The organism is Levilactobacillus acidifarinae DSM 19394 = JCM 15949 (assembly GCF_001434835.1).
GTDB classification, from domain to species: Bacteria; Bacillota; Bacilli; order Lactobacillales; family Lactobacillaceae; genus Levilactobacillus; species Levilactobacillus acidifarinae.
Genome location: NZ_AZDV01000007.1, coordinates 1 through 25,047, shown reverse-complemented (window position 1 = coordinate 25,047; position 25,047 = coordinate 1). Strand labels below are relative to the sequence as shown.

At 53.4% G+C, this 25,047-nt stretch carries 21 protein-coding genes; 3 read left to right on the top strand and 18 right to left on the bottom strand.

Translation table 11 applies throughout. The annotated features are described in order from the left end of the window. Positions 1-154 precede the first annotated feature (154 nt). From FD25_RS05555 to FD25_RS05475, 17 genes are all read right to left on the bottom strand, one after another. Positions 155-853: a class A sortase gene (locus FD25_RS05555; RefSeq protein WP_057802188.1), complete on the bottom strand. Its 699-nt coding sequence runs from the start codon at positions 851-853 to the stop codon at positions 155-157. A gap of 126 nt (positions 854-979) precedes the next feature. Next, positions 980-1,897, bottom strand: coding sequence for a dihydroorotate dehydrogenase (locus FD25_RS05550; RefSeq protein ID WP_057802186.1), 918 nt, complete (start codon positions 1,895-1,897; stop codon positions 980-982). Between the two features lie 271 nt (positions 1,898-2,168). Beyond that, positions 2,169-5,345 (bottom strand): carbamoyl-phosphate synthase large subunit, encoded by a 3,177-nt coding sequence (gene carB, locus FD25_RS05545; RefSeq protein ID WP_057802184.1) that lies wholly within the window; start codon positions 5,343-5,345, stop codon positions 2,169-2,171. Beyond that, the gene (locus FD25_RS05540) at positions 5,345-6,430 is read right to left on the bottom strand and encodes a carbamoyl phosphate synthase small subunit (RefSeq protein WP_057802182.1); all 1,086 of its coding nucleotides are present in this window, start codon (positions 6,428-6,430) and stop codon (positions 5,345-5,347) included. The genes carB and FD25_RS05540 overlap by 1 nt, the downstream gene beginning before the upstream one ends. Before the next feature lies 1 nt (position 6,431). Further along, entirely contained in the window at positions 6,432-7,718 is a 1,287-nt protein-coding gene (locus FD25_RS05535; protein WP_057802180.1) for a dihydroorotase, read from the bottom strand. A 2-nt stretch (positions 7,719-7,720) separates the two neighbouring features. Continuing rightward, entirely contained in the window at positions 7,721-8,656 is a 936-nt protein-coding gene (locus FD25_RS05530) for an aspartate carbamoyltransferase catalytic subunit (RefSeq protein ID WP_057802178.1), read from the bottom strand. A 163-nt stretch (positions 8,657-8,819) separates the two neighbouring features. Beyond that, a complete protein-coding gene (gene pyrR, locus FD25_RS05525; protein ID WP_057802176.1) occupies positions 8,820-9,362 on the bottom strand; it encodes a bifunctional pyr operon transcriptional regulator/uracil phosphoribosyltransferase PyrR in 543 nt (180 codons plus the stop codon). A 591-nt stretch (positions 9,363-9,953) separates the two neighbouring features. After that, positions 9,954-10,769 carry a transporter substrate-binding domain-containing protein gene (locus tag FD25_RS05520; RefSeq protein ID WP_057802174.1) on the bottom strand — a complete coding sequence of 272 codons (816 nt, stop codon included), beginning with the start codon at positions 10,767-10,769 and terminating at the stop codon, positions 9,954-9,956. 24 nt (positions 10,770-10,793) lie between these two features. Continuing rightward, positions 10,794-11,546 (bottom strand): amino acid ABC transporter ATP-binding protein, encoded by a 753-nt coding sequence (locus FD25_RS05515; protein ID WP_057802172.1) that lies wholly within the window; start codon positions 11,544-11,546, stop codon positions 10,794-10,796. Between the two features lie 9 nt (positions 11,547-11,555). Next, a complete protein-coding gene (locus FD25_RS05510) occupies positions 11,556-12,251 on the bottom strand; it encodes an amino acid ABC transporter permease (protein WP_057802170.1) in 696 nt (231 codons plus the stop codon). A 14-nt stretch (positions 12,252-12,265) separates the two neighbouring features. After that, positions 12,266-13,417 (bottom strand): trans-sulfuration enzyme family protein, encoded by a 1,152-nt coding sequence (locus FD25_RS05505; protein WP_057802168.1) that lies wholly within the window; start codon positions 13,415-13,417, stop codon positions 12,266-12,268. Positions 13,418-13,649: 232 nt separating this feature from the next. Further along, positions 13,650-14,768, bottom strand: a complete 1,119-nt coding sequence (locus FD25_RS05500; RefSeq protein ID WP_057802166.1) for a 5-methyltetrahydropteroyltriglutamate--homocysteine S-methyltransferase — start codon at positions 14,766-14,768, stop codon at positions 13,650-13,652. 1,477 nt (positions 14,769-16,245) lie between these two features. Continuing rightward, positions 16,246-16,497 carry a type B 50S ribosomal protein L31 gene (locus tag FD25_RS05495; RefSeq protein ID WP_057802164.1) on the bottom strand — a complete coding sequence of 84 codons (252 nt, stop codon included), beginning with the start codon at positions 16,495-16,497 and terminating at the stop codon, positions 16,246-16,248. Positions 16,498-16,599: 102 nt separating this feature from the next. Continuing rightward, positions 16,600-17,889 (bottom strand): UDP-N-acetylglucosamine 1-carboxyvinyltransferase, encoded by a 1,290-nt coding sequence (locus FD25_RS05490; protein WP_057802162.1) that lies wholly within the window; start codon positions 17,887-17,889, stop codon positions 16,600-16,602. 492 nt (positions 17,890-18,381) lie between these two features. Continuing rightward, on the bottom strand, positions 18,382-19,989 hold the full coding sequence (locus FD25_RS05485; RefSeq protein WP_057802159.1) for a CTP synthase: 1,608 nt from the start codon (positions 19,987-19,989) through the stop codon (positions 18,382-18,384). A 165-nt stretch (positions 19,990-20,154) separates the two neighbouring features. Then, positions 20,155-20,817 carry a DNA-directed RNA polymerase subunit delta gene (rpoE, locus tag FD25_RS05480; RefSeq protein WP_057802157.1) on the bottom strand — a complete coding sequence of 221 codons (663 nt, stop codon included), beginning with the start codon at positions 20,815-20,817 and terminating at the stop codon, positions 20,155-20,157. Between the two features lie 44 nt (positions 20,818-20,861). Continuing rightward, on the bottom strand, positions 20,862-21,302 hold the full coding sequence (locus FD25_RS05475) for a YwiB family protein (protein ID WP_057802156.1): 441 nt from the start codon (positions 21,300-21,302) through the stop codon (positions 20,862-20,864). 275 nt (positions 21,303-21,577) lie between these two features. Between FD25_RS05475 and FD25_RS05470 the strand changes: the two genes are divergently transcribed. Genes FD25_RS05470 through yidA form a run of 3 tightly spaced genes read left to right on the top strand, consistent with a single transcriptional unit; the run spans position 21,578 to position 24,600 of the window. Continuing rightward, positions 21,578-22,408: a lipoate--protein ligase family protein gene (locus FD25_RS05470; protein ID WP_057802154.1), complete on the top strand. Its 831-nt coding sequence runs from the start codon at positions 21,578-21,580 to the stop codon at positions 22,406-22,408. Positions 22,409-22,422: 14 nt separating this feature from the next. Then, the gene (locus tag FD25_RS05465) at positions 22,423-23,787 is read left to right on the top strand and encodes an HD domain-containing protein (protein WP_057802152.1); all 1,365 of its coding nucleotides are present in this window, start codon (positions 22,423-22,425) and stop codon (positions 23,785-23,787) included. A gap of 3 nt (positions 23,788-23,790) precedes the next feature. Next, positions 23,791-24,600, top strand: coding sequence for a sugar-phosphatase (gene yidA / locus FD25_RS05460; protein WP_057802150.1), 810 nt, complete (start codon positions 23,791-23,793; stop codon positions 24,598-24,600). 58 nt (positions 24,601-24,658) lie between these two features. Here the strand turns inward: yidA and FD25_RS05455 are convergent, their stop codons facing one another. Then, positions 24,659-24,853: a hypothetical protein gene (locus tag FD25_RS05455; RefSeq protein WP_057731325.1), complete on the bottom strand. Its 195-nt coding sequence runs from the start codon at positions 24,851-24,853 to the stop codon at positions 24,659-24,661. Between the last annotated feature and the right edge of the window lie 194 nt (positions 24,854-25,047).

Genomic DNA, 25,047 nt, shown 5'->3' with positions numbered 1-25,047 from the left:
AACAGTTTCACTATAACAATAAGTTTTTTTCCGTCGTTCGCGGATACCCGCTGACCACGAGATTCAGCCCCATAAGCATCCCGGATGCCATTCACGGGACTCAAAAGGGACCCAGAACTGATTGTCCTGGGTCCCTTAATCATTGGTGGTTAACTTAGTAACGGTTATTAAAGCTACCCGCAAAGCCCTTACGAACGCTCAACGGTGCTTGCTTATACGGCATCTGCTTGACGTACTTTCCCCGAATCATCAAGCGGTTAGCCCCCGTTGCATCACAGGTAATCAACGTGACCAGTTTCTGCTTGGTCTGAGCCACCACCTGAACGGCGGTCGCCGGAATGAACTTTCGGACCGTGACGCGGTATTCGTAAACCTTCGTCGAATTCGTCAGATAAATCTTCTGGCCCACTTGCGTCTTGAAGTACAACGGACTGAACAGAATCGTATGTGAAACCATGTGGTGTCCGGCTAACGGATAGTTGCCCTGACCCATTTTCTGGTCCGCACGCATGGTACCCGCGGTCAACGCCAGCACCTCGTTACTGACGCCCTTGGCAATTGGCAAATGAATATCCGATTGGGGCATGTAGATCTGACCAACGACGTGAATGTCTTTGGAATTCAAACGGGCCTTAGCCACCGTCGAGAAGTCCAACGACTTAACTTTTTTAAAATCGTACGAGGCTTTTTTCTTTTGATTTTTCCGGACCGAACCGGCCGTTACCTTCGGTTGATAGGACGACACCATCCAGGTCTTGATTTGCTCGTTAAAAATCAAACCTAGCGATACTAGAATCAAGATTAGGAACAGTAACGTTCCCCACCACCGGCGACGGGTCTTTTTTCTTGGCATATTCCCAAGCTCCTTCCCCAAGTCTCCTTGATTCTACCGCATAATCGTAAAAAAAGTCCACAAGCAATACTTCTCATAGGTAAACTGCCGCGCCCCATTGTACAACAATGGGGCGCGGCAGTCTGGTTAACCCTGAACCTGGGCGATCAACGTTTGTAAACAATCAATGCCGTACCGGTCCATCGCGGCGGGAAGTTCCCGCACGATGTCGGCACAAGCCGTGGGCCGACCATAAGTCGCCGCTCCAACTTCCACCGCGTTGGCGCCGGCCAGATAAAATTCCAAGACATCTTCGGGTGTAAAGACCCCACCCACCCCAATGATGGGCAACTTAGTGTGTTGGCGAACCTGGTGAATCATCCGGACCGCCAAGGGATGAATCGCTTTGCCCGACAACCCGCCGGTCCCGTGGGCCAGAATCGGCTTGCGGGTGGTCAAATCGATGCCCATCCCCGTTAAAGTGTTGATCATGGTCAACCCGGATGCGCCCCCCGCTTCGGCGGCTAACGCAATCGGCACGATGTCCGTCACGTTCGGCGTCAGCTTCATGAACACCGGCTTAGTCACCGCTGCGGTAATCTCGCGCGTCAGGGTCTCTACCGTGTGGGGGTCCGTCCCGAAGGCCAAGCCCCCATGGTCGACGTTGGGGCACGAAATATTAATTTCCAAGAGTTTCACGTTAGGCACCGCGTCCAGTTGCCGGGCGACGCTCACGTATTCGGCAAAACTCGCCCCGGCCACACTGCCCACGATGGGTAAATCCGGATAACGAGCCGCCAGCCACGGTAGCTTTTCTTGCACCACGTTGGCCACGCCAGGGTTCTTCAACCCGATAGCGTTCAACCACCCCGCGGTCGTCTCCGCCGTGGTGGGACGGGGGTTCCCCGCTTTCGGTTGGGCCGTGGTCGACTTGATCACCAAACCACCCAATTCGTTCAAATCCAGTTGCTGGGCCAACTCCTGGCCGTAGGCGGCCGTCCCACTTGCCGGCATCACCGGGTTCTTCAAGGTAACCCCCGCTAAATTGACGCTTAATCGTTCCATGGTTTCCTCCTATATATATGTGACCGTTCGCTCACCGAAATAGGTTAGCCGATTCCACTTAATCCCTGTTAGGCCCCCACTCCGGTGTCGAGACGTGCCAGCCGGGGCAGCCGGTTCCGCTTAATCCCCGGTAGGCACCCACTCTGGTGTCGAAACGTGGCCCCCAAGGCAGTCAATTCCGCTTAAATCCGCTAATCAAATTATCCAAGCCCAGGATAATCTGATTAGCGGCCTTAATGCTCACCGACTAACCGCCTTGGGGCCCACTCTTTTACAAGGCCTGTGTGACAAACGACCTGGATTCCAACACTTGCAAGATCGCGGCCACGGTATCCAACGCCGTAAACAACGGCACCCCGTGCGCAATCGACGTGTTGCGGATCACCGCGCCGTCGTCGGCCGCATGGCCCTCGTCCGAAATCGTGTTGATGACCACCTGAATCTGACCGGCTTCCATTTGTTGCAACAAGTCGTGCTCACCGGTCGCAATCTTGTCCACAATCCGTACGGGTAACTGGTTGTTTGTCAAACAGGCCGCCGTTCCTGGCGTGGCTAACAGCTGGTACCCCAAGTTATGGAACCGGCGCGCTAATTTAACAGCTTCCGGTTTATCCGCATCGCGGACGGTAATCAAGACGTTACCGTGACTTGGCACGTGCAACTTGGCGGCTTCGAAGGCTTTGTAGAGGGCCTTGGCCAACGTGCGATCGCTACCCATGACCTCACCGGTCGACTTCATTTCCGGTCCCAGCAGGCTATCCACCCGGTTGAGCTTAGAAAACGAGAAGACCGGTGCCTTGACGTGTACCAGCGCTCCCGGTTGCACCAACCCGTTATGGTAACCCTGGTCGCGTAAGGACTGCCCTAAAATGACCCGGGTGGCGACCTGGGCCATCGAGATATCGGTGACCTTACTCAAGAAGGGCACCGTTCGACTGGCCCGGGGGTTCACCTCGATCACGTAAACCTGCTCGTCGTGAATCACGAATTGAATGTTCATCATCCCAATGCAATTCAACGCCTTAGCCAGTTGTTCCGTGTACCGGACGATTTGTTTCTGGACCGCCACCGACAACGATTGCGGCGGGTAGACCGCCATCGAATCACCGGAGTGGACCCCGGCCCGTTCGATGTGTTCCATGATGCCCGGAATCAGCACCGTTTCCCCGTCACAGATTGCATCGACTTCACATTCCTTACCCACCAAATACCGGTCGATCAAAACCGGGTGGTCGTGGGAGACCTGGACCGCGTTATGCATGTAATGGTCGAGGTCGGCGCGTTGGGTCACGATTTCCATGGCCCGTCCCCCTAACACGTAGCTGGGCCGCACCAACACGGGGTACCCCAACCGGTCGGCAATCGCTAAGGCCGTGGCCTCGTCGCTGGCCGTATCCCCCGCCGGTTGGGGAATCTGCAGGTCTTCGATGACCCGATTAAAGGCGTCACGGTCTTCGGCCCGGTTAACGTCGGCCACGCTAGTTCCCAGAATCTTAACCCCGTGGCGTTCTAACGGGGCCGCCAGGTTAATTGCGGTCTGGCCGCCAAACTGAACGATGACCCCCAGGGGACGTTCCAATTCGACCACGTTCAACACGTCTTCGAGCGTTAGCGGTTCGAAGTACAGCTTATCGGAGATGGAAAAGTCGGTCGATACGGTCTCGGGATTGCTGTTCATGATGATGGCCTCGTAACCGGCCTTTTGAATCGCCTTAACCGAGTGCACCGTGGCGTAATCGAACTCCACCCCTTGGCCGATGCGAATCGGACCCGATCCTAATACCAATACGGACGGCTTGTTGCTAACGACGCTTTCGTTTTCCAGTTCATAGGTGCCATAGAAGTACGGGGTACTGGAGGCAAATTCCCCGGCACAGGTGTCGACCATCTTGTAAACTGGCGTCAGGTGATGGGTTTCTCTGAAGGTTCGGACCTGGTCCGGTGTCTCGTGCCAAAGGTCAGCCACCGTCGCGTCGGCGAACCCGTTGCGCTTAGCGATGGTCAGGACCGCTAGATCGTTGACGTGGGCGCTGAGGTCCCGTTCCAGTTCGACGATGTGTAAGAGCTTATCCAGGAAAAAAACGTTGATCTGAGTCAAGACATGGAGCCGTTCCAGCGAGTAACCGCGGCGTAAGGCTTCGGCCAAATAAAACAACCGGTCGTCTTGGGCGTGGACTAATTTATCTTCGAGGGTTGCCTGGTCGACCGACTTCAAGGCCGGTTCAATGATGTGGTGCACGCCAATTTCCAGTGACCGCACGGCCTTAAGCGTCGCCTCTTCGATGTTCCGGCCAATCGCCATGACCTCCCCGGTGGCCTTCATTTGAGTCCCTAGCCGCCGATCGGCCTGGGTGAATTTATCAAACGGCCAGCGCGGAATCTTGCAGACTACGTAGTCTAAGGCCGGCTCGAATTGCGCGTAGGTGGTCCCGGTGACCGGATTTTTCAGTTCGTCGAGGTGTAAGCCCACGGCAATCTTGGCCGCCATCTTGGCAATCGGGTAACCCGTCGCCTTGGAGGCCAACGCCGACGAGCGGCTGACCCGCGGGTTCACCTCAATCACGTCATACCGAAAACTCTGTGGGTCAAGGGCCAGTTGGACGTTACAGCCCCCTTCGATCTTTAACGCCCGAATAATCCGCAGGGCCGCATCCCGCAGCATCTGAACTTCGCGGTCCGCTAACGTTTGAATCGGCGCGTAAACGATGGAGTCCCCGGTGTGAATCCCCACGGGGTCGAAATTCTCCATGCCACAAACCACCAACGCGTGATCCGCGGCGTCGCGCATGACTTCAAACTCAATTTCCTTATAGCCGGCAATACTTTGCTCGATTAAGACCTGGGTGACCGGCGATAACGACAGACCATTTTCGGCAATGGTGCGTAATTCCGCTTCATTGTTGGCGATGCCACCACCGGTGCCGCCCATGGTGAAGGCCGGCCGGACGATGACCGGGTACCCTTCCCGTTGGGCAAAGGCCACGGCTTCGGCCACCGTCGTTGCGCTACTCGACGCCGGGACCGGTTCGCCCAGTTGTTCCATCAGTTCCTTGAACTGCTCACGGTCCTCGGCCTGGTTGATGGCACTAAGCTTGGTCCCCAATAGCTCAATCTTCAGCTCGTCTAAGATGCCCGACTTAGAAAGTTCCATGGCCATGTTCAACCCCTGCTGGCCGCCCAACGTGGGTAAGATGGCGTCGGGGTGTTCCTTGCGTAAAATCTGTGACACAAATTCCAACGTGATGGGTTCCAGGTAAACTCGATCGGCAATTTCTTTATCGGTCATAATCGTCGCCGGGTTCGAGTTGACCAGTACCACCTGGTAACCCAGTTCCTTTAGCGCCAAGCACGCTTGGGTCCCCGAGTAGTCAAATTCCGCGGCCTGACCGATGATAATCGGCCCGGACCCAATCACCATAATCTTATGAATATCCGTGCGTTTTGGCATTACTTGTGCTCCTTTTTCGTCGTCTGGTGGGCGTGCATCAAGTCAATAAAGTCATCAAAAATGTGGGCGGCATCGTGCGGGCCCGGGGCCGCGTCCGGGTGATACTGGACGGAAAAGGCGGGGTAGCGATTGTGCCGCAAGCCTTCAACGGTCCCATCGTTAATCTCCTCGTGGGTCACGGTCAACTCGGTCTGAGCCAACGACTCGCGGGCGACCGCGTAACCGTGGTTCTGTGAGGTGAAATCGATCCGCCCGGTCCGTAAGTCACGAACCGGATGGTTGAACCCGCGGTGCCCGAACTTCATCTTGAAGGTGTCGGCGCCGTTGGCTAACGCAAAGAGTTGGTGGCCCAGACAGATGCCAAAGAGTGGCACGTGTTGTTCAATCTCGCGAATCATCGGTAAGGCCCCTGGGACGTCCTTAGGATCGCCGGGCCCGTTAGTCAACATCACACCATCGGGATTCAGGGCCATAATTTCACTGGCCGTGGTGTTGTACGGTAAAACGGTCAAGTTGCAATGGCGCTTAGCCAGTTCGCGTAAGATGGAATGTTTGAGACCGAAGTCGACCACCACCACGTTCAACCCGGTCGCCGGGTTGGGATAAGCGTTGGCCGTCGAACTCTCGGCGACTTCATGGGTTTGATCAACCGGTCGTTGGAGTTGTTGGTGCACGGCGTCCGTGACCGAATCGACGATGGCCGCGCGCATGGCGCCCTGCGTGCGAATATGTTTGGTAACGGCACGGGTATCGATGCCGGTAATTCCCGGAATGCCGTTAGTCTTCAGGTAGGCATCCAGCGTTTCGTCACAGCGCCAGTTACTGGGGCGCCGGGCAACCTCGTGGGCCACCACACCCCGGCATGTCGGGTGAATCGACTCGTGATCGTCGCGGTTAATGCCGTAGTTGCCGATCAACGGGTAGGTAAACATCAGGATTTCCCCGTTATAGGACTGGTCGGTGATGGATTCCTGATACCCACTCATCCCCGTATTAAAGACCAGCTCTCCCATCGTCGTGGCGGGCGCCCCAAAACCGGTGCCGGGATAAACGGTCCCGTCCGCTAAAACTAAGTATCGTTGCATGCTAATTTTCCTTTCTGTAGGCGACTTTACCGGCCACTAGTGTTAACAACGTGGCCCCCACCACGTGCCAACCAATAAACGGCGAATTGCGACCCTTGGAACACATCTTTTGGGTGTCAATGGTGTAGGCCCGATTGAGATCAAACAGTGCAAGGTCGGCCGGCGCCCCGACCTTGAGTTCCCCGGCGTTCAGGCCAAATAACCGCGCTGGCCGGGTACTCATCAGGTTCACCAATTGCCCCAGCGTTAAGAGTCGCGGCTTGACCAGATGGGTGTACAACGTGGCAAAGGCCGTCTCCAACCCGGTAATCCCAAAGGCGGCAGTGGTCATCGACCCTTGCTTTTGTGCGGCGGTGTGCGGCGCGTGATCGGTGGCAATCATGTCGATGGTCCCGTCCAACAATCCGGCTAATAAGGCGGCACGGTCGGCCGGTGACCGCAACGGTGGGTTCATCTTTAACATGGGATTGTCCTCGGTAATGTCCGCATCGGTCAGTAATAAATGGTGTGGCGACACCTCACAGGTTACATGAATCCCCGCCCGTTTAGCCTCGCGAATCACCCGAACGCTTTGGGCGGTCGACACGTGGCAGACGTGGTAGTGCACCCCGCTGGCCTCGGCCAGCATCAGGTCGCGAGCCAGTTGCGCGGACTCGGCCACGTTGGGAATTCCCGGCAGTCCTAGCCGTTTGGCCACCGGTCCGGCGTTCATGACGCCGTGGTGGGTCAGCGAGTCGTCCTCCACGTGGGCGGCTAACGGTAAACCGGCTTTGGCGGCACCACACATGGCTCGATACATGGTCTCGGCGGTCTGAACGCCGGACCCGTCGTTACTGACGGCAAAGGCCCCGGCGGCCTTGACCCCGGCAAAGTCGACGAGTTGGTTCCCCGCCCGACCGGTGGTGATACTGGCGTACTGGGCGACGTGAACGTGGGCTTTTTCTTGATTGCGAGTCATCATTGCGGTCACCTTGGCCGGCGTGTCCGGGACCGGGTCAACGTTGGGCATCGCCCCGATGGTGGTAAACCCGCCGTGCGCCGCGGCCAACGTTCCGGTTTCAATGGTTTCCTTGGCGGTCAGTCCGGGGTCGCGTAAATGCACGTGGACGTCGACCAACCCGGGACTGAGAAAGTGCCGGTGGGCGTCGATCACCTGGGTGGCCGAACCGGATTGCACGGCTAGATCGGGCCCGATAGTCTGAATCCGCCCGTCTTGGATGCGGACGTCGGTTACTTGCAGTTGATCGTGTTGCAGAATTTGGGCGTTGCGAATCAACGTGGTCGTCATGGTTACACCTCCAATTGGTCAACGTTTACTAACCCGCGGTGAGCTAGTAACTGGGCAATCATGGCCATCCGAACGTACACACCGTTAGTCATCTGTTGAAAGATTCGGGATTGCGGTGCATCGACCAGTTCGCTAGCCAGTTCGACGCCCCGGTTGACCGGGGCCGGGTGCATGATGATGGCGTGCGCCGGCATCTTAGCGGCCCGAGCTAACGTCAACCCGTAGCGCTGGTGATAGTCGGCGGCATCAAAGGCGGCGTTACTGTCCGCAGCTAAACGTTCGTGTTGCACCCGCAGGAACATCAAGACGTCCATCTCCTTGACTAGGTCGTCCAGCGGTTGGTAGGTCCCGTAAGCCGTAAAGTCGTTGGTGATCCAATGTTTGGGCCCACTGAAGTAGACCGTAGCGCCCAGTTGCGTGAGCAATTCCATGTTGGACCGTGCCACTCTGGAATGGCTGATATCACCAACGATGGCAATTTTTAACCCGTCGAAGTGGCCAAATTCCTGATAAATCGTCAACATGTCCAGTAACGACTGGGACGGGTGCTGGCCGCTGCCATCCCCCGCGTTGATCAAGCTAAGGCCCAAGCCGGCCTGAACCAGGGGCCGGTAGTAGGCGTTTTGGGGGTGCCGGACCACCGCTAAGTCCACCCCGATGGCCTGAATGGTTTTTAGCGTATCTAGTAAGCTTTCGCCCTTGGTCATCGAACTAGTCTTGGGGTCAAACGCCAGGACTTGCAGGCCTAACCGGCGTTCGGCCATCTCAAAACTGGTGTGTGTCCGCGTGCTATTCTCAAAAAATAAGTTCATCGCAAACGTCGGTCGCTTTAGCTGAACGGTTGCGCCCGCCTGAAAGGCCTGCGCCTGATGTAAAATTGCCATCACATCTTGATTATTGAATTGGTCCACACTAACTAAGTCGTTTGTTTGTTCCATCGTTTCCGTCTCCCTTTCGTTTTGGCCCAAAGAAAAAGTCTAGCCTCCCTGTAATTGCTTACAGAAAGGCTAGACGACGGCTGCTTCAAAAAGGGCCCAGTTAGGTTAGGTCCCGGCCGTTTCGTTCCTCTCTGGAAACAATTAAATGGCTAATTATTCACTTTTACGTTACCTGCGTCAGTTGAATGGCGTCCCGCCCGTCACACTCGGTCAACAGTACGGCGACCTGTTCCGTTAACGCGGTGGGGATGTTCTTACCCACAAAATCCGGGCGAATCGGTAGTTCCCGGTGCCCCCGGTCAACCAGAATGGCCAATGACGTTTTAGCGGGTCGGCCCAACGTCATCAGTTCATCTAACGCCGCTCGAACCGTGCGTCCCGTGAACAGGACGTCATCGACTAAAATCACGTGTTTGCCGGTAATGGCCACGGGAATGTCGGCCCCGTTCACCCGGGCCGGCCCCGCCACGTCGACCGTGTGGGGTTGATCGTCCCGGTACAACGTGATGTCTAACGTGCCCACGGGGACCGTCACGTTCTCCAACTGTTGGAGCCGTTCGGCAATCCGCTGGGCCAGATAAATACCCCGAGTCTTGATGCCCACCAGGACCAGGTCACCCACGCCCTTATTCTGTTCAATAATCTCGTAAGTAATCCGAGTTAGTGCGCGGCGCATGGTGACCGCATCCACAATCTCTCGAGCCATATTGGCCGGCCTTCTTTCTCGATTCAGTGAGTCGCTTCGCGGGGGCCACAAAAAAAGTCCCCACACTGCTCCTGCAAAAGAGTGTTAGGGACTTCCTCAAAAAAACACGTTCCCCTTCTCAGTCTCACAGGACCAATTTAAAGGTGCTTGTTTAATTGGACTAAGTGTACGCAACTTTCCCGGGGATGTCAATAGAGGTTGGGGCAAGAATACATGAAATTGGTTGTGAGTCAGGCGCTTCCGAGCAAGGCAGAAAACGAGCTGGAACGGGGTGGGCACGGCTTCAAGCCCCATAGACTGGGTCTTGAAGTCCGACCTTTGTCTAGGCCGACAAGAAACGTCGACCAAGATAAATTTCACCCCTGAGCTCATTTTCTGCCTTGCTCTCCAGCTCACACTGGTCTTGATAGCAACTTAGTATGATTTAACGATGATCGCTTAATCAATTGGAAAATATAACCCTAGTAATTGTATTAGTCAATTACCGACAAGCAGCTATCTCGCAAAACTGGATTTACCATTTAGTCTACCACCATCCCCCATTAAAAGTACCTGACGCAATACCTTCACTTTCCGACCGCCAACTGTCTCCTACTCGGTCGTAATGTCGCTCCCGAAGTACTTCACCGACAACTTCTTCAACGTACCATCCTGACGCAACTGCTTTAACTCCTGATTGAACTTGGCTTGTAGCTTCTGGTCTTTCTGGTTGAACAACGCCGAAATCTTGGCTGGCGCCTGTTCCTGGTTGGTCAAAACCCGATATTTCAGCCCTTGAATATCGTTGCTCTTTTTGTAGGTCAATAGCGCCGACTCGGCATTAATGGTGGCATCGGCTCGCCCCTCTCTGACCAGATCCAGGGTGGTCGCAAATTCACCGGACGGAGAAATCGTGGCGCCTAACTTCTTGGCCACGATGGCGTTATCCGTCCCGGTCCCCTCGGCTAACTTTTTGCCCTTCACGTCACTCAACTTTTGGATACTCGTATTTTTCTTGGCCGTAATCAACACGTACTTCGAGTAGACGTACGGCGTCGAAAACAGATACTGTTTCTTCCGCTCCGGCGTTTGGGTGATGTTGTTTAAGACCGTATCAAACTTACCACTGCCCAGGCCGGCGACCAGACTGTCCCACTTGGTCGGCACAAACTGCGCCTTCAAGCCCAGCCGTTTGGCAACAGTCTTGCCCAAATCAACTTCAAACCCGGTCAACTTGCCGTTCTTACGGTAGGAATATGGCGGGTAGGTTCCTTCCAGGCCAATCGTTAGGGTCTTGCTCTGCTTTAATTCCGATTGATATCCCCCGTTGTTGGCAGAACTTTGTTTGGCCCCGCAGGCCGTTAGCAACGCCCCCGTGGTCAGGACCGCTAACCCTAACGTCAAAAGTCGTAATCGTTTAATCTTCATCCTCAATGCCTCATTTCTCTGGGTCTAATTCTCGGCAAGGTCCGAAAAGGTCATCGCCGAGATAAAGTCTAAAATACGTTGATTCTGCGTGCCGAAGAAGTCCTGGTTAGGCCCGTCGAACAGGATGTGCCCGTTTTCCACAAACAGGATCTTATCGGCGACCTGCCGGGCAAACGCTAAGTTGTGGGTCACAATAATCATCGATTGTTTCTCCTTAGCAATCTGCAACAACACCTTGAGGACCCCCAGTTCGAGCTCCGGATCCAGCGCGCTGGTCGGCTCGTCTAGGAAGATATATTCCGGGTGCATCGCTAGCGATCGCGCAATGGCAACCCGTTGTGACTGGCCCCCGGAGAGCTGGCTTGGGTACTCGTTAGCTTTATCCGCTAACCCCACCTTAGCCAATAATTGCCGGGCTTCGGTCTGAGCGGCCGCCTTCTCGTGGTGCAGAACGTGAATCGGCCCCTCCGTGATATTCTTTAACACCGATAAATGGGGAAACAGATTATAGCCCTGAAACACCATTTCCGTGTGACGACGAATCTGTAAAATCGTCGCGTTACCGATGGGCTGCGACCAATCGAGATTCTCGCCGTCGAAGTCGTAATGCCCACTTTCCGGCCGCTCGAGGAAGTTCAACGACCGCAACAGCGTCGATTTTCCCGAGCCGGACGGGCCTAAGATCACCGTCGTCTGGTGGTCAGGAAAACTGGTGGTCAGGCCGTGGAGGACCTCTTGGTCGCCAAAACTTTTAGTTAACTGACTGACTTTTAACATCGCGACCTCCTACTTCGCCACGATATAGCGTGACGTGACTTTTTCTAAGTAGCCCTGCAACCAGGTCAGTACCGTACAGAAAACGGCATAATACACGGCGACTAACATGTACATCACCAGCGGCTGGTAATTCTGCGCCGCAATCTGCTGGCTGACCTCAAACATTTCCACGATGGTGATCGATGCTGCCAACGAAGTGTCCTTAACTAGGCTGATAAAGCTGTTGGCCAGCGGCGGCAACGAGATGCGAATCGCTTGCGGCAGGATGATCCGAAACAACGCCATGGTGCGGGTCATCCCGATGGAGTAGGCGGCCTCCCATTGACCCTGGTCGATCGACAGGATCGACGCACGGATGGTTTCAGAACAGTAAGCCCCGGTGTTTAACGAAAACGTCAAAATTCCGGCAACCACCGGATCGAGTTGAATCCCGTGGGGGGACAGGCCCCGAATCTTAAGGTACGGCAGACCAAAATACACGATGAATAGTTGCACCAACAATGGGGTACTCCGAAAGACCCAGACGTAGAAGCGAAAAAGCACTTTGATGGCCAGAAACCCACCCCGTTTTGACGATAACCGGATCAACGCGGTCACCAGCGCAATCGCTAGTCCAATCGCAAACGCAATCAACGCAATGGGAATCGTGTACTTCAGCCCCGCCTTAATCAACTGCGGACTAGCGGTTTGAATAATCTGCCACACAGGCTACGCCCCCCTTACGCTTGGGCGACTTGGTCGAGGCCCTGCTTCAGGTCGGCAATCAGGTCGTCCGCATCTTCTAAGCCCACTGACAACCGTACTAATTGGTGAGTAATGCCCGCCTTTAACTGTTCTTCTTCGGATAATTCGGCGTGAGTCATCTTGTACGGTAATTCAATCAGGCTTTCCACAGCCCCCAGACTTTCGGCCAACAAAATCAGGTGCAAACTTTCAACGAACTTAGTTGAATCCAGTCCCGGCCGCAGGTCAAACGACACGATACCGCCGTACCCATCCGTTTCGGCCTTGGCAATCTCGTGATCGGGTGTACCGACGATGCCCGGGTAGTAGACCTTGGCGATTTCGTCACGGGATTCCAAAAATTCAACAATCTTGCTGGCGTTGCTTAAATGCCGGTCTAACCGCACGCCCAACGTTTGAATTCCCCGGCGCACCAGATTGGCGTCTTCCGGTGACAGCACCCCACCAATTCCGTTTTGATTAAAGTAAACTTGTTCGGCGAGTTCGTCGGTCTTGGTGACCACGATGCCGGCGATCACGTCGGAGTGCCCACCCAGGTACTTGGTCGCGGAGTGAATCACCAGGTCGGCCCCCAGGTCTAACGGCCGTTGGAGGTAGGGCGTTAAGAAGGTGTTGTCCACGATGGTCAATAAACCGTGGTCGTGGGCAATCTTGGCAATCGCTTTGACGCTGGTGACCTTCAGGAGGGGGTTGGAGAACGTTTCAAAATAGATGGCCTTGGTGTTGGGCCGAATGGCGGCTTGAACCGCCTTTAAATCCTGCGTGTCGACCTCGGTAAACTCCAGTTGCCAGCGTTTGAAGAAGTCGTTGATCAGCCGGAAGGTCCCGCCGTAAATGGTGTCACTAACCAGGATATGATCACCGGGTTTGAAGATGGCGAGGACCGCGTGGATGGCGGCCATTCCCGAGGAAAAGGCAAACCCATGGGCGCCGTTCTCTAAGGCCGCCACCTGATTTTCCAGGTAGTCGCGCGTTGGGTTACCAGAACGCGAATAGTCCCAAGTTGGCTTGTCGGCGACGCTAGGAAAGGCGTAGGTCGTGGAAGTGTAGATCGGCACGTTGACGGCCCCCGTTTGGTTGTCGTTTTGTGATTGGCTGTGAATTAATTTAGTATTGAATTTGGTCATTAGAACTCTTCCTCTCTGATTTAAAAAATCGCCCCGGACAACGTGACGTTGTCTCGGGACGACTGCTCGTGGTACCACCCAAGGTTTATTCCGGTCTCCCGGAACCTCATTTGCTGTTAACGAGTGCTCCCGTGACGCGTGTTCTCAGGCTCATTTTCAACGGGCTAACCGACCTAGTCTCAGCAATTCCTAGGTTCTCTGTACGGTTCGCCGCGTCTCTCTTCCTGAACGTCTATGCTTCCGGCCAAACGGCCTTCGCCGTTTGAACCACTAAATTCAATTTTTGCCACTGATCGTCTTCGCTCAGATGGTTCCCCTCCTCGGTCGAGGCAAACCCGCACTGCGGGGATAAACACAACCGATCCAGCGGATAATACTGGCTGGCCGCGGTTAAGCGCTGCTTCAACGTGGTCACGGGTTCTAACGCCGGTTGCTTGGTAGTGACCAATCCGAGGACCACGCGTTGGTCCCGGCCGTTCGCCGCCAATTTAGCTAACGGCTCAAAGCCCCCGGAGCGTTCATCGTCGTATTCCAAGAAGTACCCGTCGATGTGTAGCTGGGCTAAGTAGTCGGCTACGGGATCGTAGGACCCCGCCCCGGCCCAATTGGAATCGTAGTTTCCCCGACAAACGTGCATGGTCAACGTCAGGTCGGCCGGTTTGTTGTCGGCAATCGCGTTGATGGCGGTTACGGCGGCTTCGCATAACGGTTTTAAATCGGGGTTGATCACCTTGTCGGAAAAGCTAGCCCACATCCCCCAGGACGTATCGTCGAGTTGGAGGTACCGACAGCCCAGGTCGTAAAAGTGCTGAATGGTGGCCTGGTAAGCCTGAATCTCATCGGCTAAGAACGCGTTGAAATCGTGATGGTAATACTCATCGTAAATCTCGGCATCTTCGTTGGGGAATAGGACCGACGGACTGGGAATGGTTTGCTTAGCGGTTACGTTGGCTGGCACCAGGTTGTTTAGGAACTCGAACCCCTTAAAGAACGGATGGTTCGGATTATACCCAACCTTTCCGGTAATGCGGATGCCACCCTTGCGTGTTTCCTGACCGTTAAAGATGAACCCGTGATCCGGGGTAAAGAAGTCGGCGCCGGTCAGGCCAGCCAGAAAATCGAGGTGCCACCAGCTCCGCCGAAACTCGCCGTCGGTCACGTCCGTCAAGCCTAACTCGACTTCCTTGGCCACCAACCGTTTAATCTCATCGTCCTCTACTTCGGTTAAGCCCGCTTGGTCGAGCTTTCCCGCGGCGAAATCGGCCCGGGCCCGCTTGAGCCGGGCGGGACGTAAGAAACTCCCGACAATATCGAAACGGTTTGGATACTTCACTTGTGTTTGTACTGGCATAAAAACGTCCTCCTTAAAATTGACTGCTGAAAGTTTAGGTAGTTTCGCTGGTTCACTAATTAGCCGTGTTTACGCATCACTGATTAGGACGGGCTAGCTTATCGCCTGAGAGGGGCGTCATTTGCGGCCGCTGAAACGTGCTCCTGACGGGCAACCGGCTCCGCTTAACCCCACTAGAACACTGATCATTGCTAGCAAGTGTTGGTTTCTCGGCCCTAGACTAGCGCCATCTGCGGCCACTGAAACGTGCTTACCAGGGGCAACGGGCTCCGCTTAATCCCAATAGAACACTGGTCATTGACTGCTCGTCCTTTCCTCTAGACTGGCGTTATCCGCGGCCGCTGAAACGTGCTCCTGACGGGCAACTGGCTCCGCTTAACCCCGATTGAGCAATTAGCCTTTCTCCAGCGATTACTTGTAAGTGATAGTGTCTTGCCCTGATACTAGCGTCATCTGCGGCCGTCGAAACGTGCTTACCAGGGGCAACGGGCTCCGCTTAATCCCAATAGTGAATTCATCCCCTAAGCCCGGGGATAAATCCACTATTGGCCTTAATGCTCGCCCGCTGACCGCCCCTGGACGCACTCTGATACAAAAAATCGCCCTCGACTAATCTCTTAGTCAAGGGCGAATAATCTCGCGGTACCACCTTAATTTTTACCCAGCTCACGCCAGATAACTCACTAAGTACAGCCATAGCTATACTCGGGTTCGATAATGGGAACCAGACCAATACCGCTTAACCTTAAGGCTCACCGGTATATCGCTCAAAGACCATTCTTCACGCTTGGACCGTCACCCCTTCACATCACCCAGGGGTTCTCTTGGCACGGTCGGCGGCGTTACTCATCTTTTCACCGCGAAATCTCATTTAATTTTCATTGCTATCTCATCTGAATGACATTAATTTAAAACTTATCGGCCAAGCTGTCAAGCCCGTTCGCTAAAATTAGCTGTTAACTAATCGAGTGATTACCTAGCCCTAACCGCAGTCTGAGGGTATTTATCGTTATTTCAATAAATTTTAAATTTATTTTGGTAGCCCCTTGAAGCGCCACGATTCCCAACTAACTGGCCGCTCGGTACAGATATGGTCGCAGTTGATCGCCAAGTAAAAACAGATCGGCCTCGAGAACCTTCACAAAGCCATTCTAAACCACGTCCGCGGCCGTTTCCGAGTCCAGCCCCCGGTGTCAAAGATAATGCCGCAAATCGACTGCTAGCCGGTCGAGCAGCTGCTCGTATTGTCTTAAGTTCATGATTCCCCCTCCCCTACCCGAACAACGAATGACTTGCGCAAAGGTAACGGTCTTTGGGCAAAAGTATACGAAAAACTCGCGACAACAGAGGAAAAACGCAAAAACGAGTCGTTAACTTTTAAATTAAGGGCACCCCACGGAACGTGGTGCGCCCTGATCACTCATTTTGGTCACAAAAAAAGCCCCCTGCCAATGGCAGAAGGACTTCAGAACTTGCTTTAGTTGTTGGTAAGACCGTACTTCTTGTTGAAACGGTCGACCGCACCATCGGCTTGAGTAAACTTTTGCTTACCCGTGTAGAATGGGTGGGAATCAGAAGTGATTTCAACCCGGATCAATGGGTAAGTGTTGCCGTCTTCCCATTCAACCGTTTCGTCAGACGTTGCCGTCGAACCGGACAAGAACTTGTAACCAGTAGAAGAGTCTTGGAAGACAACTTCCCGGTAATCTGGATGAATACCCTTTTTCATAATGTAATACGCTCCTTTTGCCCTAGCCCATTGACTGGACCAGAGATTGATTTTAATCGTCAACCGTCACATTATAGCATGAAACGATGTTCTCAGCAATGCCTAATCTTGGCCGTCCTCAACTAAAGTGGCTGCGCTTTGAATACTCACGTCGGCATTTAGCGCCGTCAGTTTTTGAACGATGCGGTCATACCCCCGCAAAATATTGTCGGCGTTATCGATCACCGTCGTGCCTTGCGCCATGAGTCCGGCAATTACCAACGAAGCCCCGGCCCGGATTTCCCCGGCTTGGACTTCACTGCCAACCAGGTGCGTCGACGGATCGACAACAATCATGTCGTTTTCGGAGCGAATGTTGGCGCCCATTTTTCGTAACTCCGCAATGTGCTTGATCCGCTTGGGATAAATGGTATCGATTACGACACTACTCCCCTTGGCACACATCAATAGTGGCGTTAAAGGCTGCTGTAAATCGGTCGCAAACCCCGGGAACGGCATCGTTTTAACCTGAATTGGTTTCAGGTTTTCCGAACGCGGCACAAAAATACTGTCCTCGTCGATTTCCAGGTGAACGCCCATTTCAATCATTTTGGCCGTAAAGGACTCCAAGTGTTCCGGAATCACGTTTTTAATCACGATTCCGTCACCAATGGCCGCCGCCATGGACAGGTAGGTCCCGGCTTCGATCCGGTCGGGAATAATCGTGTGGGTGTTCATCGCCCGCAACGTACTAACCCCTTCAATCCGAATCACGTCGGTTCCGGCTCCCCGCACGTGGGCGCCCATGTTATTCAAGAACGTGGCGATATCAATGATTTCGGGTTCTTTCGCGGCATTTTCAATCACCGTGGTCCCCTCAGCTTTAACCGCTGCCAAAATAGAATTAATGGTCGCACCGACCGATACCACGTCCAAAAAGATCCGAGCGCCGTGCAATCCGGCGGGACCGGTCGTGATATGAACGGTATTGTCCCGTTCACTGACCGAAGCCCCCAACGCCTTAAAGGCCTTGATGTGCTGGTCAATGGGGCGGGGCCCAATGTTGTCACCACCGGGAAAACTTAACGTTGCGCGTTGGAACCGACCCAATAATGAGCCCATGAAATAGTATGATGCACGTAAACTCTTAATTGCTTTACTTGGTAATGGGGCCTCCACGATTTCCGTTGGGTCAATAGTCAGGACCCCGTCTTCAAACGTCGAGTGGACGTTCATGGATTTTAAAATCAGCATCAAGTTGTGCACATCCAGGATATCCGGAACCATATCAAAACGAACCGGCGTGTCCGCTAAAATTGCGGCCGGAATGAGTGCGACTGTGCTGTTTTTGGCGCCACCAATGGTAACCTCTCCGGTTAGGCGTTGGCCGCCATGAATTATCATTTTTTTCATCGTGATGCGATCCTCACTTAAACTTATCTCTCATAGATGACTCCATACAGTCAGCTATAATGATAAATAATGCGCGGCAAAAAGACAACCGTTTCCCGAGATTTCAGCAAAATTGTAATATTGGGGGGCCAAAAAACCGAGCCGAAGCGGCTAAAAATCGGGTTAAAGCGGTTACACGGTTCTTCTGGTCTTCTAATTCTGAGAAATTGATGATAAACCGGTGGTCGAATTTCGGTCACGTTTCCTCGATTAGTTTTTTTAGGATTCGAAAATCAAAGCTCCTATTACCTTTACTATACCCGGTTGACCTTTAAAGGAACCTAAGCGACGCTCGTTTTGATTCCCGTATGGCCGGTAACTTACCTTGAAACCAGCAGAATCCATTGAAAAAGTCATTTAAAAGTTCGGTTTTCAATCATTGCAAAAAAAGGGCTAGGTCACTGACAAAATTGTCAATAGCCTAGCCCTCTCACTTAACTTAAATTAACTGTTTTAGTCTTGAACTTCCTTGCTGGCCGCCGCGATAAAGTCCCGGAACAAGCCTTCGGGACGGTTCGGCCGGGAAAGAAATTCTGGGTGGTATTGGGCCGCCACGAAGAACTTCTTTTCTGGCAATTCAATCACTTCAACCAGGTGATCGTCAGGTGACGTCCCGGAGAAGACCAGGCCCTTGGCCGCCATTTCAGCCCGGTACTGGTTATTGAATTCGTAACGGTGACGGTGACGTTCCTGAATAATGTCCTGGTCGTCGTACGCCTTGGCCGCTACACTGCCCTTCTTTAACTTGCAAGGGTACAGGCCCAACCGTTGCGTTCCGCCCATCTCGTGGACGTCGGCTTGGTCGGCCATCAGGTCAATAATCTTGTGTTGGGTGTCCGGATCCATTTCCGTGGAGTTGGCGTCCTTGTAACCCAGGACGTCGCGCGCAAATTCGATGCTGGCCACTTGCATCCCCAGGCAGATTCCCAAGAATGGCACGTCCTGTTCCCGGGCGTAACGAATGGCCGTCACCATGCCTTCGATCCCCCGGTCACCAAATCCACCAGGGACGATGATACCATCGGTGTCGCCCAGAAGGTCGGCGACGTTATCCGCCGTGATCTTTTCGGCATCGATCATTGACAGATCAATCTTGGCATCCACCGGGTAACCCGCGTGTTGCAAGGCTTCGTCGACCGAAATGTAAGCATCATGCAAGGCCACGTACTTCCCAACCAAAGCAATCTTGATGGTCCGCTTCAGATTTTGCATGTGCGCAACCATCTTGGACCAGGCGTTCATGTCGGCCTTCGGCGCGTCAACCTTGAAGTGGTCTAAGACCAACTGGTCAAATCCTTGTTCTTGCAACCGTAACGGAATCGAGTAAATCGTCGGCACATCCATGGATTCAACCACGGCCGATGGCTTCACGTCACAGAACAACGCAATCTTTTGCCGCATGTCGTCGGTAATCGGCTTTTCCGTCCGGACGACCAAGATGTTCGGTTGGATCCCGATGCTCCGCAATTCCCGCACGGAGTGTTGCGTCGGCTTGGTCTTCATTTCGTGAGCCGCGTGTAAGTAAGGGACCAACGTGGTGTGAATGTAAACCACGTTCTCGTCGCCGACTTCACTCTTCATCTGCCGAATGGCTTCCAGGAAGGGTTGGGATTCGATGTCCCCCACGGTCCCACCGATTTCGGTAATCACGAAGTCGGCGCCCAGCGTCTTACCGGCCCGCATAATCTTTTCTTTGATCATCCCAGTGATGTGGGGAATGACCTGCACCGTGGCCCCTAAGTAATCGCCCCGGCGTTCTTTTTCCAAAACTTCCGAATAAATCTTACCAGTCGTCACGTTTGAGTACTTGTTCAGATTGTTATCAATGAACCGTTCATAATGACCTAAGTCTAAATCCGTTTCGGTCCCATCGTCGGTCACGAAGACTTCCCCGTGTTGGTAGGGGTTCATCGTCCCGGGATCGACGTTAATGTAGGGATCAAATTTCTGAATGGTTACGTTCAGGCCCCGGTTCTTTAACAACCGCCCGAGAGAGGCTGCTACAATCCCCTTACCTAATGATGAAACCACGCCGCCAGTCACAAAAATATATTTGGTCATTGTCTAGCTCCTTGTAAGATTATTTAGGGTCGCTCTGAAACCAATAAAAAACTCCCTATTCGTTGGAATAGGGAGCTAACCGTTCAGTTGTCCTCGCTACAAGTAGCAAGGAGCCCAAAAAATATAGTACCTGGTTTTAAGACTTAAGTCAAGCACGAGTCTCAATTACTTTTGAGAGTCGTCTTCCTCTTCGTCATCATCATCGGCTTCGTCGTCATCGTCGGAGAAGTCTAAGTTATCGGCTTCATCGTCGTCTGGGGCGTCCATCTGGGATAACTGATCTTCAATACCATCCGGAATGTCTTCCGTATCGTCTTCTTCATCTTCGTTATCCAAGCCTAAGCCGTTTTGCAACTTGCCTAAGTCCGGTGTGCTGCCACCCGTGGTGTCATCATCATCGTCATCGTCGTTGGCATAAGTCGTGTCCGTATCATCTTCCGGATCGTCGTCATCGTAATCGATCACGTCGTCATCATCCGTAGTGTCGGCCAGAAAGGCGTTAACCTTCTTGCGCTTCTTACGCTTAGGTTGGTCCTCGTCCTCTTCGGCGTGGACCGTTGCTTCATCGATGGATTCAAACGGATACCAAGTTCGCAGTCCCCAAAGGTTATCACCCAGAGAAATGAAACTACCATCAACGTTTAAATCCGTATAGAATTGGGACAGCCGTTCCCGAATTTCTTTGTCGCTGTCACCCAAGTACGTCTGTACGGCGTTTGCCAAGTCGGCAAAAGCCATCACGTCACCATGTTGTGACAAAATGGCGTGGGCAACCTCGATCATTGATAATTCCTTTTTGTTCTGGCCCTCAAAGACTTTTAATTCCAAACTGGTGCACGTCCTTTCCACAGTCTACGAAATATAATACTCGTTTACGCCGTAAAATGCAATCGAATCTTGTAGTTCCCGACTAATTGTTCGCCCGCGTAAAGGAGGTAATCGATCTTGATGTTCCCACTGAAGGGCCGTTCCTTGAAATCGGCCTCAAGATACGGGGTCACCGTCTCGATCGGCATCACGCCATACGGGGTCTGGTAACGCGCCGTCACCCGCTTACCACTGACAAAGTGCAGGCGTAATTCGGCTTCGGCGTTACGGGTCAAGTGAATCTCACCGTTCGGCGTGAACTTCATGGTCACGGGAACCTGTTCGCCCGTTTCCTGGTTCGGTTCCAGGTAACGAAGATACATGTTGGTCCCCACCTGGACCAGTTGACCATCCACGTCTAAACTGTAATCCGACACGTCTTGGTCTTGTTTGATGTGGGTTTCCAAGTGAATCGCGACTGGAACGCCCGCTGAAAGTTGATCCATCTCTCGGTCCTTCCTTTCCATGAGTCATATCAAGCCTAATTATAGTCCATTCACGGGTAAAAACCTACATATTCTATTTCTCAATTTGAGGAACGACTTCGAAATTTGAAACTCGCCACCCCAACACCGCCGAACTGATCCTAAAACCGCTTAAAACGACGTGTCACCATTTATTTACCGGATCTTCCGCCAACACATTTCCGTGACCTGACGTTCGGCTTGAAATTTAGTATAATGGGACGATAAGAACTTTTCAGGAAAGAAGGCCGGTTTGCATGTTGCCCTTGACGTTTTCAAGCGAGTCCCTGCAAACACTCACTACCCCCATCCCCGCCGATCAGAAAAATCTGGCGTTTGGCTATACCAATGCGCTCTTGGATTTCGTGGCGGAACTGGGACAACCCATTCTCCACTTCTGGGAGATGACGCCCACGGTCATTTTGGGGTTGAAAGATAAACGGCTTCCCGATTTACCGGCGGCTATCCGCGCCGTCCAGGCTCACGGCTATAACTGGGTCTTACGTAACTCTGGCGGTCTCGCCGTTGTGGCCGATGCGGGGGTTTTAAACGTGTCCCTGTTTAGTCCCCTGACCTCGCCACCCGTTAGTGTCGACGCGGCCTACGCCCAAATGATGGCCCTGGTCCGGCAAGCTTGGCCGGAACTCACCATCGATCACTTCGAAGTCACCCGCTCCTATTGTCCGGGCGATTACGATCTCAGCGTCAACGGTCAAAAGATCGCGGGGCTGTCCCAGCGGCGGAATCCGCACGCCATGGTGACCATGCTCTACCTCAGCGTTGATGGCGATCAAACCAGCCGCGGCCGGTTAGTTCAGGACTTTTACCGTGCCGGATTGGCCGGCCACCCCAACCAATGGGGGTTCCCGGACGTTGATCCGGCCGTCATGACTACCACAGCCGCCTTACTGCAACATCCCGTCACCCTAGCCGACGCCCGGCAGCGCTTCATTACCGCTAGCGAAGCGACTGGCGTGCGGGTCAGTCAAGCCAAGTTAGCCAGTCTAATCACGCAGCCGCGGTTCACCACCGCTTTGACGCACGCCACCGCCCAAATGGCCCGGCGGCAACCCAACCTTAATCTCTAAAGGAGGTCTTCACGTTGTCCTACGCAACCGCACGCTTACCCCACGAGAAAGTGCTTCGCGATCCCGTGCATAACTATATCTATGTCCGTCATCAGGTCATCTTAGACCTCATTAACACCCGCGAATTCCAGCGTTTACGCCGGATCAAGCAGCTAGGGACCGCTTCACTGGTCTTTCATGGCGCCGAACATACTCGGTTTGCCCACTGCTTGGGGGTCTACGAAATCACCCGTCAAATCTGTGACAACTTCCAACGCAATTACCCGACCAAGGTGCCGGGCGACGGCGGTTGGGACGACCACGAGCGCTTGACCGCCCTGTGTGCCGCTCTGCTGCACGACATCGGCCACGGCCCATACTCGCACACCTTTGAACACATCTTTCATACCGATCACGAAGCCATCACGGCCGAAATTCTGACGTCACCGGAAACGGAAGTCAATCAGGTCTTACGCAAGGTCAGCCCGACCTTCCCCGCCGAAGTGGCCAGTGTGATTCAGAAGACTTACCCTAATCCTCAAGTGGTCCAAATGATTTCTAGCCAAATTGATGCCGATCGAATGGACTACCTCTTACGTGACGCCTACTACACCGGTACGCAGTACGGGACCTTCGACCTCACCCGAATTTTGCGGGTCATGCGCCCCTACAAAGACGGAATTGCCTTTGCGATGAACGGGATGCACGCGGTCGAAGACTACGTGATGAGTCGTTTCCAGATGTATCAGCAGATCTACTTCCACCCGGTTTCCCGGGCCATGGAAGTGATTTTAGATCACTTACTGGCACGGGCTAACTACCTTTATCAGCAAGGCAAGAGCGACGAGAGCTTCATTCCCCATCTACTATTGCCGTTCTTTAACCACGAGTTCGACTTACAGGATTACCTGTACCTCGACGACGGCGTCTTGACCACCTACTTCACCCACTGGCGCCAATCGCCCGACGATATTTTGGCCGACCTGGCGCACCGATTTCTGGACCGTAAACCACTAAAGAGTGCCGTTTACACCACCGAAACCCAACCGCTATTGACGCCATTACGGCAAAAGATCGCCTCGGTCGGGTTCAACACCGACTACTATACCGCCACGGACAACAGCTACGACCTGCCCTACGACGACGCGTACGATCCCAAAATGTCTCACCCATTGACTCAAATCGAGATTCAACAACCCGACGGTTCCCTATTGGAACTGTCGACGGTCTCGGACTTGGTCAACGCCTTGCGGGGCAAGTTCACCGGCGATCAACGGTTCTTCTTCCCTAAGGAGATGTTGAACCCCGGCGACGACGCGCCCGAACTGTTCCAACCGATTTATGACGACTTTAGTCACTACATTCAAAACAACCAACTTATTCAGCCAAAGGAGCACTAATTCATGTCTATTAAACTGATTGCCATCGACATCGACGGCACCCTGTTAAACGAAAAGAACGAACTGGCCCCCGCCACAATCGACGCCGTGAAGGCCGCTTCCGCGCAAGGCATCAAGGTCGTCTTGTGTAGCGGCCGGCCCCTGACCGGTGTGGCCCCATACATCCAAAAGCTCGGCATTAGCGGGGACGACCAATACGCCGTGACCTACAACGGGGCGGTCGCTCAAACCGTTTCCGGCAAAGTCCTGATCAACCACGCGTTGAGCTTTAACGACTACATCGACCTAGAGGCCCTGTCACGGAAATTACAGGTTAGCTTCCAGATCGAAACGCCCGACTACATTTACACGGCCAATAAGGACATCAACCCCTACACCATCTTCGAAAGTAACCTGGTCAAGATGTTGATTCGTTACCGTGAAGTGGGTGAGATGCCCCGCGACGTGACCGTCTCCAAAGCCATGTTCGTGGACTCCCCGGAAAATATCGACCGGATCAAGCCGTTAATTCCGCAGGACTTCCACGACAAGTATTACGTGGTCCAAAGTACGCCATTTTTCATCGAAGTCATGAACAAAGAGGCCAGCAAGGGCAACGCCTTGCGCGGATTAGCCGCAGAATTGGGCTTAGAGCCCGCTGAAATCATGACCTTAGGTGATCAAGGCAACGATCTGACCATGATCGAATACGCCGGCTTAGGGGTCGCCATGGGCAACGCCATCGACGAAGTCAAACAAGCTGCCAACGCGGTTACGTTGACCAACGCCGAAGACGGGGTCGCCGCCGCAATTCGCAAATACGCGTTAAACTAATTCTGACAACTAAAAAACAGGCTTGGGCAATCATGTAATTGATTGCTCAAGCCTGTTTTCATTTACTCACATCGTGCTGCGGTTGCGGCTGGGTTAATAACCGGTACGCATACCGCCCCATCACGACCACTAGGGCTAACGTGCCACTAATGACTAACCAATGGGGCATGGTATCGCGGTTGTCTTCTAAGAAGAAGCAGAGGCCCATTAACACCACGACCAGCACTAAGTTGAGGTTACACCAACGTTTCATGAGGAATTCGCCGCCAAGTCTATGTATAGTTTAAAGCTAATTTGTATATTTCAAACCAGATATAGTCTATCACAGAAATGATTTTCGTAAACCCCCAAATTCGAATTTTTGGCCGAACGATTACCAGTACTCAAAAAGGAGTTTGGGACATAAGTCCCTAAATTCCAGTAATTAAAAATTGGTCCTAGAAATCG

Excerpts from the sequence above, each read along its gene's own strand:
- yidA (WP_057802150.1), top strand. The coding sequence starts at position 23,791 with ATGTCTATTAAACTGATTGCCATCGACATCGACGGCACCCTGTTAAAC.
- FD25_RS05520 (WP_057802174.1), bottom strand. The coding sequence starts at position 10,769 with ATGAAGATTAAACGATTACGACTTTTGACGTTAGGGTTAGCGGTCCTG.
- FD25_RS05495 (WP_057802164.1), bottom strand. The coding sequence starts at position 16,497 with ATGAAAAAGGGTATTCATCCAGATTACCGGGAAGTTGTCTTCCAAGAC.
- FD25_RS05555 (WP_057802188.1), bottom strand. The coding sequence starts at position 853 with ATGCCAAGAAAAAAGACCCGTCGCCGGTGGTGGGGAACGTTACTGTTC.
- FD25_RS05515 (WP_057802172.1), bottom strand. The coding sequence starts at position 11,546 with ATGTTAAAAGTCAGTCAGTTAACTAAAAGTTTTGGCGACCAAGAGGTC.
- pyrR (WP_057802176.1), bottom strand. The coding sequence starts at position 9,362 with ATGGCTCGAGAGATTGTGGATGCGGTCACCATGCGCCGCGCACTAACT.
- FD25_RS05540 (WP_057802182.1), bottom strand. The coding sequence starts at position 6,430 with ATGCAACGATACTTAGTTTTAGCGGACGGGACCGTTTATCCCGGCACC.
- FD25_RS05535 (WP_057802180.1), bottom strand. The coding sequence starts at position 7,718 with ATGACGACCACGTTGATTCGCAACGCCCAAATTCTGCAACACGATCAA.
- FD25_RS05530 (WP_057802178.1), bottom strand. The coding sequence starts at position 8,656 with ATGGAACAAACAAACGACTTAGTTAGTGTGGACCAATTCAATAATCAA.
- FD25_RS05485 (WP_057802159.1), bottom strand. The coding sequence starts at position 19,989 with ATGACCAAATATATTTTTGTGACTGGCGGCGTGGTTTCATCATTAGGT.
- FD25_RS05455 (WP_057731325.1), bottom strand. The coding sequence starts at position 24,853 with ATGAAACGTTGGTGTAACCTCAACTTAGTGCTGGTCGTGGTGTTAATG.
- FD25_RS05490 (WP_057802162.1), bottom strand. The coding sequence starts at position 17,889 with ATGAAAAAAATGATAATTCATGGCGGCCAACGCCTAACCGGAGAGGTT.
- FD25_RS05500 (WP_057802166.1), bottom strand. The coding sequence starts at position 14,768 with ATGCCAGTACAAACACAAGTGAAGTATCCAAACCGTTTCGATATTGTC.
- FD25_RS05505 (WP_057802168.1), bottom strand. The coding sequence starts at position 13,417 with ATGACCAAATTCAATACTAAATTAATTCACAGCCAATCACAAAACGAC.
- FD25_RS05550 (WP_057802186.1), bottom strand. The coding sequence starts at position 1,897 with ATGGAACGATTAAGCGTCAATTTAGCGGGGGTTACCTTGAAGAACCCG.
- carB (WP_057802184.1), bottom strand. The coding sequence starts at position 5,345 with ATGCCAAAACGCACGGATATTCATAAGATTATGGTGATTGGGTCCGGG.
- FD25_RS05470 (WP_057802154.1), top strand. The coding sequence starts at position 21,578 with ATGTTGCCCTTGACGTTTTCAAGCGAGTCCCTGCAAACACTCACTACC.
- FD25_RS05475 (WP_057802156.1), bottom strand. The coding sequence starts at position 21,302 with ATGGATCAACTTTCAGCGGGCGTTCCAGTCGCGATTCACTTGGAAACC.